8 protein-coding genes are annotated in these 15,138 nt (G+C 43.7%); 1 reads left to right on the top strand and 7 read right to left on the bottom strand.

Annotated features, from left to right (window positions below; translation table 11 throughout):
- Positions 1-2: 2 nt before the first annotated feature.
- Both J2W55_RS13845 and J2W55_RS13840 read right to left on the bottom strand, forming a co-directional pair.
- A complete protein-coding gene (locus tag J2W55_RS13845; protein ID WP_310096556.1) occupies positions 3-980 on the bottom strand; it encodes a 2-hydroxyacid dehydrogenase in 978 nt (325 codons plus the stop codon).
- A 41-nt stretch (positions 981-1,021) separates the two neighbouring features.
- Entirely contained in the window at positions 1,022-2,299 is a 1,278-nt protein-coding gene (locus tag J2W55_RS13840) for an MFS transporter (protein ID WP_310096555.1), read from the bottom strand.
- Positions 2,300-2,549: 250 nt separating this feature from the next.
- Here J2W55_RS13840 and J2W55_RS13835 point away from each other — a divergent pair, with 250 nt between their 5' ends.
- Entirely contained in the window at positions 2,550-3,314 is a 765-nt protein-coding gene (locus tag J2W55_RS13835; RefSeq protein ID WP_310096554.1) for a DeoR/GlpR family DNA-binding transcription regulator, read from the top strand.
- A gap of 57 nt (positions 3,315-3,371) precedes the next feature.
- On the opposite strand, the gene J2W55_RS13830 is transcribed toward J2W55_RS13835, so the two are convergent.
- The 5 genes from J2W55_RS13830 to J2W55_RS13810 all read right to left on the bottom strand — a co-directional run bounded on the left by J2W55_RS13830 (position 3,372) and on the right by J2W55_RS13810 (position 15,125).
- On the bottom strand, positions 3,372-6,224 hold the full coding sequence (locus tag J2W55_RS13830; RefSeq protein ID WP_310096553.1) for a glycosyl hydrolase: 2,853 nt from the start codon (positions 6,222-6,224) through the stop codon (positions 3,372-3,374).
- Positions 6,225-6,257: 33 nt separating this feature from the next.
- The gene (locus J2W55_RS13825; protein WP_310096552.1) at positions 6,258-9,284 is read right to left on the bottom strand and encodes a glycosyl hydrolase; all 3,027 of its coding nucleotides are present in this window, start codon (positions 9,282-9,284) and stop codon (positions 6,258-6,260) included.
- A 69-nt stretch (positions 9,285-9,353) separates the two neighbouring features.
- Entirely contained in the window at positions 9,354-11,315 is a 1,962-nt protein-coding gene (locus J2W55_RS13820; protein ID WP_310096551.1) for an FG-GAP-like repeat-containing protein, read from the bottom strand.
- 702 nt (positions 11,316-12,017) lie between these two features.
- The gene (locus tag J2W55_RS13815) at positions 12,018-13,505 is read right to left on the bottom strand and encodes a glycoside hydrolase family protein (protein WP_310096550.1); all 1,488 of its coding nucleotides are present in this window, start codon (positions 13,503-13,505) and stop codon (positions 12,018-12,020) included.
- A 63-nt stretch (positions 13,506-13,568) separates the two neighbouring features.
- Positions 13,569-15,125, bottom strand: coding sequence for a RagB/SusD family nutrient uptake outer membrane protein (locus tag J2W55_RS13810; RefSeq protein WP_310096549.1), 1,557 nt, complete (start codon positions 15,123-15,125; stop codon positions 13,569-13,571).
- Between the last annotated feature and the right edge of the window lie 13 nt (positions 15,126-15,138).

Below are 15,138 nucleotides of genomic sequence, written 5' to 3'. Positions count from 1 at the left end.
GGTCAGGCTATTTTTTTCTTTGTATTGTTCTCATTTGATAAAGCCCAGTTCAGGATCCTTTCATTTAAAATTTCAACATGATGGTCTTCAACTTCGTGGGTGGCACCTGCAGTGTGCGGCGTTGCCAAAACATGCGGATGATTAATTAACTGATAATCTTTTTGGTCAGGTGGTTCAAAATCAAATACATCCAATACGGCGCCCCTGATCTTATTGTTTTCAATAGCGTTAAGTAAATCGTCGCGCTTTACTACACTGGCCCTGGCTGTATTTACAAATATGGCTTCCGGTTTCATCATGGAGATCAATTTTTTATCAATCATACCAATTGTTTGATCATTAACCGGCAAATGAATTGAAACAATATCGCTACTTTCAAAAACATCTTCCAGGGATGTTTTGTGATAGTCGGGGTTGCTGCTTTCGATATAAGGGTCATAAAATTTTATATGGCAAGGAAAATTCCTAACCATGTCGGCAATTCTTTGACCAACCGCTCCAAAACCTACCATACCAATTGTTTTCCCAGCCAGTTCATTACCCTTAAACTGCAGGTACGAAGTGTGGGCGCCTTCTTCCCAATTTTTGCCGGTTAGCCATTGCCAACCCGGAATAGTATTACGCATCAGGCTGATTACGTTGGCTATAAACAGTTCAGCAACAGCCTGGGCATTACGTGCCGGTGTATAAAACACTTGTATCCCTTTCGCTTTAGCAGCCTCAAGATCAACATTTGATGGAGTGCCCCTGCAAACGCCTATAAATTGCAAATGAGGATGTAGATTTATCACATTAGCTGTTACATTATCATGTTCCGTAATTAAAGCATCAGCACGCGTTTCATCAATCAGCTTATTAAGTTCAGTTTCATTAAATGCCCTGCCATTATCCTTCCAGGGCTTATAAATAACTTCGCCGAATTTACCGGAAAGTATGTCCTGTCCTTTTTGATTATACGGAGCTGTTATCAGTATCCTCATATTGTTTTTATGTATTTGTTAGTAAATTTCTCAAGGGGATTTTACTCTATTTTGAGTGTAATTTTAGCCGAATCTTTTAACGAATGCGCTGTTTTGGCATTATCAGGAAGCGAAATATACCTGGTTAACAGGGCGCTGATAAAATACAGACCGGCTAATATCCAAACCACGCCTTCATTACCTACACTTCCTATAAAAACTCCAACAATGGCAGGGCCAACAAACACTGCCAAACCAGCGCCCAGGTTTAAAACTGCCATAGCAGCGCCTTTGTCTTTTTTAACCAGCGAAGGCACAAGTGCCGACAGTGGAACATAGCCGGCCAGCAAGGCGCCCCACAATACGCCGCTAAGCATTACCAGCCAAAAACTACCTCCAAATAAAACCGGGGAATAGTAAAAGAGCAAGGTTGTTAAAGCGCAACCAACTCCGCCAAACCACATTACTGTATTTTTCCATCCGAAATTGTCGCCAACAAAGCCAAAAATTAAATTGAAAGCGATGTTAGCTGTAAAGATGGTTCCCCAGATCTGCAGCCATGCGGTAGTAGAAAATCCGTGGGCAGCCATATAAGTGGGCAAAAACACCGGAAAGGCAAATTGAGCAGTTGTATTTATGATGCGGACAATACCGCCAAGCAAAACCTTTGGCTCTTCTTTCATGATGGTGAGTCCTTTGGCCAGTTCTTCTGATTTACTTACGGTTCCCTCGCCGGCTTTAAATTTGTCTGTATTTAATACAAGCGCGAAAAAGGCTCCCAGTACAACCCAAAATATAGAACTCCATAATGTATTGAGATAACCGAGGTGTTCAATTGCCCAGCTTGAATAATAGGCTCCAAAAACGTTTAAACCTCCAGTAAAAACAAACCAAAACCACCCAACTGCTGTACCCAGTTTTTGCTGGGGGCTCCGGTAGGTTATCCAAACTAAAAAAGAATAAGCAAAAAGCGGATAACCGAACCCCCTTATGGCGTAAGTGATCAGCATAACCGGAAAATGCAGTTCGGGCATTCCGTACCCGACAAAACCAATTGTACCCAATATATATAGCAGAATACCGGCCATCATGGTCTTTTTAGGGCCATATCCTTCGGCTAAAACACCAGAAAACCACGATGATATGGCTATGGTTACCCCATACACCGTAAACAGCGATGCTGATTGCTGAATATTTAATCCCCTGCCCAACAAATACGGACTTAACCAACCTTGCTCAACACCATCACCCATCATAAAAATAAGGATCCCCAGATAGCCCCAGGCCAGATGTTTTGGAATACCTGCTTTATCAAGTACAGATTTGCCCGATTGAGTCATTAGCTTCTTTATTTAATTTATTATTAGTTGATTCAAAGGTTAAAAGACAGCATTTGGTGTTACTATCTTGTTAGGTTTATTTTAATTAAAAAAAACTTTAATATATTGATTTAATCTTAAACAAATAAAGTATTTAAAACTTAATAAAACAAAATTAAATTAAAATAAATATTTTGAAATATAAAATCCGTATAAATTAAAAGGTTTATTAACATTATTTTTTCTATTTTTAGATCATATTTCTGAGTAAATGAAAAATATAACTGACAGACACCAGTTTATCCTGGAAAAATTAAAGAAGGAAGGAAAAGTTAACATTATTGACCTGGTGGAAGAAATGGGCGTATCCGGAGTAACCATCAGAAAGGATTTAAAATCGTTAGAAGATAAGAACTTGCTGTTCAGGACACACGGCGGCGGATCTTTAAATAACCCCTACGCAGTTGACCGCCCTATTTATGAAAAGGAATTTATTAACTCCGATGAAAAGAAAAAGATAGCCAAAGCTGCTATTGAACTTATTGGACAAACAGATTCTATTATGATAGGCTCCGGCACCACCGTTTTTGAACTGGCCCGTATGCTTCATCCAGCTAAACATTTAACTGTTATCACCCCTGCATTAAAGGTAGGGCTGGAACTTAGTAACCGGCCTAATGTTGAAGTATTACAACTGGGCGGTTTAATCAGGCAAAACTCATCGTCCGTTGCGGGAGCGCATGCTATGAGTGTTCTGGATGATATTTCCTGCAGTATATTATTTCTGGGAGTTGACGGCATAGATATAGATTTTGGTATAACCATTTCAAATTTATCAGAAGCTACGCTTAATCAAAAGATGATAGAAACAGCGCAAACAGTTGTAGTTTTGGCAGATAGCACCAAGTTTGACAGACGCGGACTTGGCCGCATATGCAGCCTGGAACAAGTTCATTATATTATTACCGATGCGAAAGTTTCAAAGAACACTGTAAAAGCGATAGAAGAAAAAGACGTTAAAGTTATTATTGTTTAACAGCTTCACATCAGGCAAAAGATGGTTACAGCGCCACCTTTTGCCTGATTATCATATCTATCCCAATTCAACCGGGCCTAAAACCCCCATGGTATAAAGCGGCTGCTTTTTACCTCTGATCCATTTCAAAGAGTCTTTATTGTCTTTTAAAGAATACATGTAATTACCCAGCGTTGTAGCAAGCTGAATAATTAGCAAATTACTGCCTTTTTTTACAACACCCTTTACCGCATATACATGATCGCCATACCATCGGTTACCCAGGTCTTTTCCGTTTAGTATAACTTTACTAACACCTTCTACTTTCCCCAAATTCAAATAACTTATATCAGCCGGGTTATTCACTATAAAAGAATTTTCATATACAGCATCCCCGGCAAAAGCGGCAAGATTGTGATCATCCTTAAAATCAATTAGTTTATCCAACTTTTGGGTTTGCTTACTGCCATCTACATGGTTAAGCGTTAGATTCCAGGGCGATGTAACGGTAAGTATCGCTTTTTTTGAAAAATCAATCGCGTTATATTTTTCACCATGCCGCCTAAGGTCAAAAACAATCAGTTTGGTTTCTGCCGGCCCCAGTGTTACTTTCAGACGATTCTTTTTCCCTGCGGTTGGATACAAATATCTTTCACCTGTTTCGGCATCCCATAACCAGGCTGTTTTATCAGGTGTTACGTTAAAGTCGGCATTAAATTCAAATCTTTTGCTATTGCTGTAATTAGAGATAAAAAAGGCGTCGGCGCTGTCAAATTTGTAATAAACCTGGCTAACAGAAGCCTGAGGATCATCTATTTTCATATAAGGCGTAATGCCAAACCGTTCTTGTATATTTTTATACCAATCAATTATTTTACCATTGAGTGTTGGTGCCGGATACATTACTACGTTTTTGTTTTTTATTCCTTTAATGATGTCGTTTACTTGTTTGTCCAAGGTTAAATGGTCATTATATCCCGGCGCTTTATACGGGTATTTATCAATGAATATGATTCGACCACCTGCATCGGCAAAGCGCTTAATGGCTTTGGCTGTATTCGGGTGTATGGTTTCCGCCTCCACAATCAACAAGGCTTTGTATTGCCGTGGCCCATATACAAGCTTTCCGTTTAAAAAAGTGGCTTTTTGTAAAACGCTTTCGCTTACATAGTCGCAGCCACTACCATTTTGATGTATGGCTTCCCATATATTATGCACATACGAAGGCAGCGCCCTCTCTGGAAATGGATCCCATTGGGCTGCATATTTACTCCACAGATCGGGCAGCGGGTGCATAACAGCAACATCCGATACCAGTGTACCGTTTTGAAAAACCGCAGACAGTCTTCCTTTATAACCCACCCATTGCTTTAAATAAGGCCACCATGGATTACGCTCATTAAAGAAGGTTCCATACCGTATCCAGCCTGGGAACCGTGCATCGGCAGGACTATAATTGAACCCATGCAATATAGAATGTGTAACTCCCGAAAGGTTACTTTGATCGCCGGTTTGTTTTATCCTTTCCAGAGTAGCGTTAAAAACGAGCTCGGTATTGGTAATTTCTTCACAACTGATGAGTTTTTTACCAGCCAGTCTCGCTCCTGACGATACAAATTTATTTACTTCTGAGTATGCCCTGCCTTGTTTATAATCAAAATCCTTCAGTTCCTGCCCAATGTGGGTACGGATCCAGGTTTCACATTCCGGCACATCGATCTGCATGCTTGAGTCTGAAGGGTGGTATTCCCGGCCATAGGCCTGCACCCTTGATTTAACACCGTTGGTTTTGCACCAGTTTAAAAACGTATCTAAAAAGCGTTCCTGAAATAATTCCATTTTGGTTATTTCAAAATCATAGCGCACCCGGTCTAAGGTATCTTTTAACTGCTCGCCCGGTACCGAACCATATTTTTCATCCAGTGCCCGGCCTAAACGCCCGGTCTTAAATAAAATAAAAGGCAAATATGCATTGAGCGAATATTTTCTGCGTTTTTCAAACTGTTCCAGCATATCATCGCACCAGTTGGCGCCTTCAAGTTCCAAACTGTCAGTAAACACTGATCTGAATTTATTACCCATTAATCCTATTTTTGGAGTAATAGCATCAGACATTTTGTTGAGGTATTTTTGAACCGCCTCTTTATTATAATGATTCAGAACCGGTCCGCTGGCACCGGGGGCGCCAAACATTACCGCCATAAAGCCCGTAATTTTGACAAGGAAATAGAGTACGTGGTTTCCATCGGGCACATCAATGGTTATCAGATCTTTATCTGTTTGGCTATCCAGGTTAACCACCTGATCTATGCTTTCTAAATTAGCCGGAGCTAACCTGAGTACACAGAGCTCTTTAAAACTTTTTAAGTTCTTTGAGGATATAGGCGGATCAACAATTTTTAGTAATTCCTCACGGGATATTTTAAGTGTTTGCGGCCCACTAATGTCTTTGGTGCCCAGGGCCATAATTTGGGTCTGCTCGTCTTTTGTTAAAAACTCACCTCCAAACGGCCAGCCCGATCCTACAATAATATCACAGATCATTCCACGCTCATTAGCTGCTTTTAAAGCAAAATCAAGCAATTCAAGCCATTCATCGCTTAACCATTCGTGTTCCTTGTAATGTAGTGGATCGGCAGTTTCAGGGAACCTGATGGAGTTAATTTCTACACCGCCGATACCTAATCCTTTCAGCATATCCAGCTCACGCAAAAGCTCTTCCTTTACAATCCGGTTGCCATTCCACCACCAGCGCACAAAAGGCTTCGCTGTATTTACCGGATCTTTAAAAGCTTTATATAGGTTGCTCTCTGGCAAAGCCTTGTCATTGTTAAAATTATACCACGCCGTATTTTGGGTAACGCGAGCTAATGGCAATCCCGCAATTGTTACCGAACCTAATTTTAAAAATCGCCTTCTGTTTATGCTCATAATTAAGATTTTACAAGTATTTATAGTATCTAATTAGTTATTTTCAACCTGTATGGTTACCGGGCCCAGCAAACCCGAAGGCAGTAACGGATCATCCTGTTTAAACACGATATTAGTATTGGTCAATCGTTTTTCGACGGGCAAAGCGGCGTCGCCGATCAGGCGGTTTGGCCACAGGTTAATTACTTCTATCTTTAAGACGTTTTCGCCTGATTTTAAGGCAGATGAAACAGCTATGCGCCAGGGCGAAGTCCATACAATGCCCAAATGCTTGCCATTGAGGCTTACGTCGGCAATATTTTTTACTACACCCAGGTCTATATAAACCTCAGGTTGCTTAGTATCAGCTATAAAATCGAACTTTTTGGTATAAATAGCTCTCCCTGAGTAGTATCTGACGCGTTCGTCCGGGTGTTTGCTCCAATCTTGCAGGGTTTCAAATTCTATCGATTTGGGGCCGCCCCATTTGATATCAAATTCCACGTGCCATGCTCCGATAAGCTCTTTTACAGGCTTGAGTTCGGGGTAATTATTTTTCTTTTTTATTACTGATAATGAATTATTTACAGGAAATATTACAAACCAGGATTGAAAAGCCTCAAACTTTAAAGGAACCTGAATACGGCCATCTACCCGACTAAAATCAGTCTTATTATTGATCTTTCCGCTAACCGCGTCCCATATTTCGGGGGTACGGTTCTTTACCCGGAACGTGCAGGTTGACTGCACTGTTTTAGCATGTCGGTTGGTAACAAAATAGATCTCTGCTTCGGGTGTTGACCGATGGATAAAGTCAATCCAACCATCCCCGTCTGTAGTGTATTCAAAGTCGGGCAGAACCGAATTTCGTAGCAAAACTTGCCTGATATCATCACCAAAAACAATAAATCCTTCACCATAACCATTCATTTTAACACTTTTTCCGTCAATTTTACCCCAAATTTCATCCGCTTTGTTTTTTAGGGCTTCATCGCAGTGCGGATAGTTTTTAAGACCAGAATCCTGCAGAGGTTTTGGACCAATAACGGTAGCCCCCGCTTTTACCAGATCGGCAATCTTATTCAACACCGCCAGCGGCATCCGGTCATGATCGGGCAGTACGAGAACTTTATAGCTCATGCCGTCGGGCAAAACCAGTCTTCTGTTTTTAACAGAAAGACGGGTTAGCAAAACCTCTTCATTGCACACATCATAATCATATCCTTTACCCAAAGACGGATCTGTATGTTTTTGCGCTACAAGGTTGGGGGCAGTATCGCCATTGTAAAATAAAACATCGGCTACAAACATTCCCAATCGCAGCAAATACTGGCAACGGGCCACATAGTCAAAAAAAGCGCCTGATTTTTCCCACCAGGTTACATTGGGGTTAAAATGAGTGCCGGCGCCATATTCATAACCGGGCTTGCCATCTTTTGGCCGGGCGGCGGTTGAAGTATGTATAGCAATACGGTTCACGCCTTCGCAGTAAGCCCGGTCCAACGCTTGCTTGAGCGACCCAGGATAATCAAGCCAATGCCTCATGGTGGTAAATGCCTCTGCAGATACCGTTTGCTTTCCATAAATATGCGAAGCCGAAGCCACCATTTTTGTAACCTTATTTTGCCCCTTATCCAGTCGGGATACGCCATAGGGCTTATCATCGGTTAGCGTGCTTTGATCTTCGTGATTTGGCCCAAGCCAAAATTCGCCCATGGGGAAATCGCTGCGACCAAGGTTTTTGAGCCCATCCATACATATAGTGCCAGAGCGGCTTGGCCCGGCAGCTTCATTTTGCACTTTTATACCGGCATTATGGCACAAATCGGCAAAACGCTTATAATGCTCATCGGCCATACAATCAGCCAGGGTTTTGCGGTAATCGTTTAAAAAACGGTCGGATATTTCCGCGCTGCCAATAATATAGCCGGAGAGCACAGGCAGATAAGGTTTGGCATCATAACCGCGATAATGTTCAAATTGCTGCAGTATGTTGGCTGTCCAGTTCGGAAATCCGTCCTCAAAACTGTCATCGCAAAAATATTTAGGCTTGTTGCCAACTTTGGCTGCCTCTTCCAATAATACCTTACCTATGTTTTCAAATTGCAGCTCTACCCCCTTACGGTCAAACCAGTCGATCGACAGGCCATCGGCTTCGGGCTGGGCTATCATAAGCCTGGACCCTGTCATCCGGTGCCCGGTACGGATTATTTTCCAGTTACCGGCGGGCACATCCCAGTCCAGGTGCCCATCTTTATTAACCTTGTTTGTAAGATCAATAACCTGAGCGGGAGCAACCGGAGTATCTGAGGGTTTATTATGCCATTGGGTTAAAACCGGCCCCATAACAGCCGTTGCCAAAGTAAAGTTGCTGGCGTCTTTATGATTGGTTTTGGCCGCCAGCACTTTAGCGCGTTCACCGCTGATGCGGTTATTGCTGCTGCTGTTATCAGGTATGGCAACTATGGCTGTATCCTGATAATCAAGCTGCTCAAGCGGCAGATCTATATACTCCTTATACCCGGGCGGGTTAAACACATTATCATACCCTGCCCTGTTACCCGGCAACGGTAATTTGTCAGAGAACTTTCGCGGACCGGTAACCGCCAACTCGGCCTGCAGGTACCAGCGGCCGGAGTTTTCTGGTTTTATCCAGGGGCCGCCCATACACCAGCCCGAAGATAAATTGACGCCGACAGCTATATTTAACCGTTTAGCCTCTTTCATGGCATGGCGGTAAAGAGCTTTCCACTCGTCTGACAAAAACTTTACGCCCAGCGGAAACGGTACGCCACCTAAACCGCCGGCCGAGTTTACCAGCAATACCTCGCCCATGCCTTTAGCCCTGAATTCTTCCAGATCGCGCGTTATGCCTTCGCGGTCAACCAAACCGTTGAACCACCACCAGTAGCAGGAAGATCTTGCAGCATTGGGAGGATGAATAAAATTCCTTCGCAACTCATTTATACCGATCACATTAACGCCATTAATAACGGCGCCCATAGCGTTGGACTTAAAAAGAGCGGCGCCCGCTGCCGCTATGGAACTAACCTCTAAAAATTTTCTTCTGTTGATGTTCATAAGCTCTGGTAACAAAACCGGGCGATAAACTTTGCCCGGTTTTATGGTAGTAGTATTTTAAATATCCCATCACGGGAAAAAGAATTTACGGATATGGTATGGCAGGTTTAGCAACTTATCGCCGCTGCCGCCATAAACCGTGGTTGTAACGGCGCCATTATTATACATGTATAATGTTTGATTTGAAGGACGGTAAATGGCCGGATGCGTTTTTCCGTCGCCAAAATAGTCGCCCGGTGCAGGTATATCCCCGGCAACCGGTGTTAAAACCGTTACATTGTTAACGCCTGTATTCGCGCTGTCCAGATGCCATATGCCGGTAGCAGGATCAAAAATGGCTACATCTGTTTTGCCGTCGCCATTGTAATCGCCCGGTACGGGTATATATCCGGCGTCGCCATAATGCTTGTTGGTAATCTGGCCTCTTACGTTCCACATACCTGTCGAAATTTTATAGTATGCCGCATCTACCTTACCGTCGCCGTCATAATCACCGGGTACCGGTATAACGCCGGCTTCACCATAATCATAACCTGTTTGGCCTTTTATATACCAATGATATGGGCTTGATGGCCTGAACATGGCAATATCCGCTTTTCCGTCGCCGTTATAATCCGCGGGCACGGGTATATCACCGGTTTCACCATAAACCGCCGTGGTTTCTGTAGCCAGTTTAATATACCAGGTTAAGTTAGCCGGCCGCCATACCGCCAAATCTGTTTTGCCATCGCCGTCATAATCCCTGGAAACCGGCAAATCGCCCTGGGTAGCACTGCCATAAGTTACGTTTGCCATACCCTGAACCTTCCATACACCCAGATTAAAGAAAGACAGGTCCGATAATCCGTCACGGTCAAAATCACAGGAACGGGCAGCCGTTTCTTCATGAAACAAAGGCCTTGTAAACTGGCTGTCGCTGTCGGTTTCAAACTGCGAAATATACGGGGAGAAAGTTTTTACACTAATGAGATCTTTAGCGGGAGAAAATTTCATTAAACGCATATAACCATTACCACCCAGCGTCCTGAACTGGTAATCAGAAACAAAAGTCTTTATAGTTTTACCACCGTAGGTGTCCTGCCTGTAGCCTTCGCCGTTTACATGCCCGCCTAAAAACATAAATACATTAGGGCATGATTTTACCTTATTATAAATTTCCTGGGTTTGTGCCGAATAGGTTGACGGAGTTGCAGGGCTACCGGCATAGTGGGTAACAATAATGGCCTTGCGGTCGGCATAGGCACCTGTTAAAAGCCCTTTTGCCCAGTTATTCATGTTATCCCTTTCGGTTACCGATGCGGCATCGGTACGGTCATCATATTCAATATAAATGGCAATAAAATCTATTCCGCCAGCGCTGAACAGGTCATAATGACTGTCATTATTGTTGCCGTAGTGCCCGCCATAAAAAGACATTCCGCTAAAGCGCGGCGTAGCAAAACCAAAATATTGGTTATAATAAGTGGTGGTACTAAAACAGCTTCCGCGGTCATTAGTATTGGTTCCGCCGCCAACCGGGTCATGGTTGCCCTGGTCATGGTTACCTACGGCCATACCGTAAGGGATACCTGCGACATCAAGCTTGGCCATGGCAGTATCCGCGCGCCGCCATTGTACCGGGCTGCGGGTTGGGTCATCGCCATTTTCAGAAATATCGCCCAGGTGAATAACGTAAACAATATTGGAGTCTATCCGGTGATTTACTATCCAGTTGGTTTGGGCATAAAACATGCCGATAACGGAATTATATGTGGTACTTTGGCCGGTATAGGTTTGGGTATCAGGGATAACCACGATCATAAAATCAGGCCCTGACGCCGAATTAGTGGTTAGTTTTGACTGAACGGAAGCATTGGCTTCATTTGAGCCCTGCTGCACCAATGATGGCTTTTTACACCCCGCAAGAACAATATATGGGATTAAAACCAGTGCGAAAAACCTGTGCAGTGAGGTGTACCTCTTTACAAAAACCTTGTTATTCTTTTTCTTAATAACATTGGGGGAATGTTTCAGCTTTAAAATTGGCTTCATGATAATTGGTTTGTTGGTTTAGGTAGTTTATTGATCATTTATTGGGTTATGTTATTGTAGTGGAGTGTCATCTGCTTGTCGAAGGGCGCTTGCAGAGGCCTTTCCCCGCTATCCTTCGACAGGCTCAGGATGACAGCCTTTTTTTGTGTCATTGCGAGCGATCGCGCGGCAATCCCGGCATCACAGGGTAGCCCTGTATAGTTCGCGATTGCTTCGTACCTCGCAATGACGCGCGGGGAATGTTGTCATCCTGAGCGATAGCGAAGGATCTTCTTCGCCCTGCAAAACGCTGGCTACCCATAGGTGAACGGGCCTGTCACCCTCAGCCCGTCGATGGGCGCGCGCAGAGGCCTTTCCCCGCTATCCTTCGACAAGCTCAGGATGACAGTCCTTTTTTGTGTCATTGCGAGCGATAGCGCGGCAAGCGCGGCATCACAGGGTAGCCCTGTATAGTTCGCGATTGCTTCGTACCTCGCAATGACGCGCGGGGAATGTTGTCATCCTGAACGATAGCGAAGGATCTTCTTCGCCAGGCTTAACGCCGGCTACCATAGGCGGACGGCCTTTCACCCCGAGCCCGTCGAAGGGCGCGTGCAGAGGCCTTTCCCCCTATCCATCGACAAGCTCAGGATGACAGCCCCCGCTTTATGTCATTGCGTTTTTTTAAGCGGCTTCAAAGAACGGACAGTATTATTTGTGTTATTATTGAAAGGTTAAAACCGCTACGGCAAACGGCTTAAGCGTTATGGTGCTACTCTCCAGCTGCAATTGCGCAACCGGGTTTTCACCCGTGGTAACATCCACATAATCAACCCGGGCGTTCTTAGCATCGGCAGGTAACTCAAGCTGTACTTCTTTATTACGCCTGTTTATCAGCAGCAGCTTTTTACCTTTAGCGGTTATAAATGCCTGGCCGGTAACATCCTGGCTTGGGATGGCGGTAGTTTGCAGCTTATCGCCCGGACCAAAATTATCTTTGAGCAACTTCAGCACCCAGTAACGGGCATTGGGCTTGCTGTTTTTCCAGTTCATCATACTTACATCCGGAAATTGTGTAGGGTAACCTACCAGCTGCGACTCGCCGGCAACATCAATACCTATTTTGGTAAGTTCAAGGTAGATGTAGGCGTACATGGCGCCTGATAAATTCCAGTAGGCATCGGGGATAACACCCTTATAATCGTGGTCTTGTAATATATTACCAATTTCATTTATCTGTGTAAATACATGCGGGGCAAGTCGTTTGCGTATGTTTTCGATATACCTTACGCGGTCAAGAAAACCATTAGCCTGATCAAAAAACGAATACTGATAGCTATCAATGGTTTGATCATCAGAGGCAGGCCGCCCATAAAAATGATAGGAAATTCCTTCTAAAGGCACACCGGGCTTATGGTTTGCCGGGTTTAAGAAATACTCAAACCATTCGGGGTTGGTTTCATGAGCCACTGATATACCCACAAATTTTGTTTTTGGCGATACCTTTTTTAATTCGGTTACAACGGCATCATATATTTTGGTATACAGCTGCGGCGATATCCGGTGTTCCAGATCAGGCTCATTAAGCACTTCCCAATAAGGTATGTTATAGTAATGGCCCGACTTATGGAACTTACCCAACTCGTCGGTAAAGCCACCTTTGGTATACCAGCTTAAAAGCCTTGCAAAATAACCCGCCACCTCTTTCATCGAAGGGTCGCGAAGCTCCCTGCCCTGATTATACACCCAATTAACCTCGTCAGGATTGGCATCAACTACAACCGGTTTATCGGTTTTAAACATCCATACGGGTATGGTACTAAAGTTTATTACTACTGAATGCCCTTTTGTAGCCTCCATCAGATCCTGCATAACGGGATCTGCATAAGTAAAATCCCAGAATGTTTGCTCTTTTGTAGGTGCACTCAGCTCCACAACCGCGGCTTTGGGGTACGGGAACCACGGCACATAGCGCACATAATCGGCACCTAAATTTTTTAATGCATCAAAAGTACCTTTGTGAATAGGCGAATTTTTACGCAGCATTGGGTTGTATACTACCTGCAAGGTTGGCGTTGTTTTTGAAACCGAAACTGTTTTGTCCCAGTTTACAGTCACCGCTCTATTTTGTGCATAAAGCTTTGGTGCCGATAAACATACCATAGCACTCATAATCATGAGGCCAATGCTTAAATGAGTTTTATTTGCCATATCTGTTATTTACTTAGTTATAAAAAATGATTAAAAAATTCAGGCGCCGAATAAAATCAATGACTAAAAATAACCAGGGTTTTGTGTTAAATCAGGATTTAGCTCTCTTTCTGACTGTGGTATAGGGAATAATAACCTGTTGTTGTTAATGCCAAACGCGTTGCCAGGAAGGAATTTATATATTGTTTTTGCCTTAGCGCCGTAGGCGGTCATCACCGGTATTGCTGTGCCTGTGCGCACCAGGTCATGCCAGCGCTGGTTTTCAAACGCGAGCTCTACCCTTCTTTCGTGCATAATAACAGCCCGCAGGTTTGCCTGGTCTGTTGCTGTACTTGCAGGTAAGCCGGCACGTGCACGCACGGTATTTAAATTAGTTAATGCCTGCCCTGATTTTCCCTGCTCGTTCTGTGCTTCGGCCAACAGCAAAAGCGCTCCTGAATAGCGGTATACAGGCCAGTTATCATTTGTATTGTTGGCTGTTATGTGTGTATGAAGATACTTTTTAATATAAGGCACACCTACTTTACCATCTGCCGGCGTATAATTTACAATACTTTTATTGGCCGTAATGGTAAACAAATCGCTGGTATTATAAGTACCTTCGGCAATACCGATAGAAGCGTCAAGGCGTTTGTCGCCCGATTCATAAGAGTCTATCAGGTCCTGTGTAGGCGTATTCCATCCACCCGTGCCCGAATTATCCGTAGCAACTACAGTTGTGCCAAATGTGGTAATTATACCGGTATTTTTGGTTCTTGGTAAAAACTGATAGATAAAGTTACTTGGCTGGGTGCCTTTATCTGTACCCTGCAAAAACTGTATTTCAAAAATAGACTCTTTACTGTTTTTGTTTGTTGTAGAAAACGCGTCGGCATATTCGGCATTAAGTCCGTACCCCATTGCAGGTAATGTGCTGAGCAATGTTTCGGCTTCGGCATATTTCTTTTGGGTCATATACACATCGGCCAGTAACATGGTTGCCGATCCTTTGGTTGCCTGCCCGCTTTGCGGAAATTTTGCCGGCGGGGCCAGTTCTTTAATCGCATCATTAGCATCCGCGATGATCTGGGTGTAAACCTGGTCGACGGTTGAACGCGGCAGAAAAGCTTCCTGGGCGTTGGTTACTTCTTTTAAATATAAAGGAACAGCGCCAAAAAGACGTACCAGCTTAAAATAGTTCCAGGCCCTTAAAAACTTTGCCTGGCCATCAATATCATTTTTTACGTTGACATCAAGGTTTACCGCGGCCAGTCGCCCAATAACGATATTTGATCTGGAGATACCGTTATAGCAATGAAAGTACACCGCGTTGGTATAAGCGTTGGTTGGATCGTCGACCCAATCAGATATGGCCTCTCTTTGAACATAGGCAGTACCACGGTTACTTGGATAGGGTTGATAATGGGCATTATCAGACCTCATTTCGGAAGTAAAGTAGTCATTAACTGATAAATCCTGCAGCGGAGCGTAAGCAGCAGCGATAGCCTGCCTGAAGTCGCTCTCGGTTTTATAGAAAGTACCGGGTGAAACTGAGTCATTAGGGGACAGGTCAATAAAACTCTTTTTACAGGATGCTGCTGTAAATGCAAGTATGGTAATTAAGATATATATCTTTTTCATGTCTTGTTAAATA

It is taken from the genome of Mucilaginibacter pocheonensis (genome assembly GCF_031456535.1).
In the GTDB taxonomy this organism is placed as follows: Bacteria; Bacteroidota; Bacteroidia; order Sphingobacteriales; family Sphingobacteriaceae; genus Mucilaginibacter; species Mucilaginibacter pocheonensis.
This window is presented reverse-complemented; position numbering and strand designations above follow the sequence as displayed.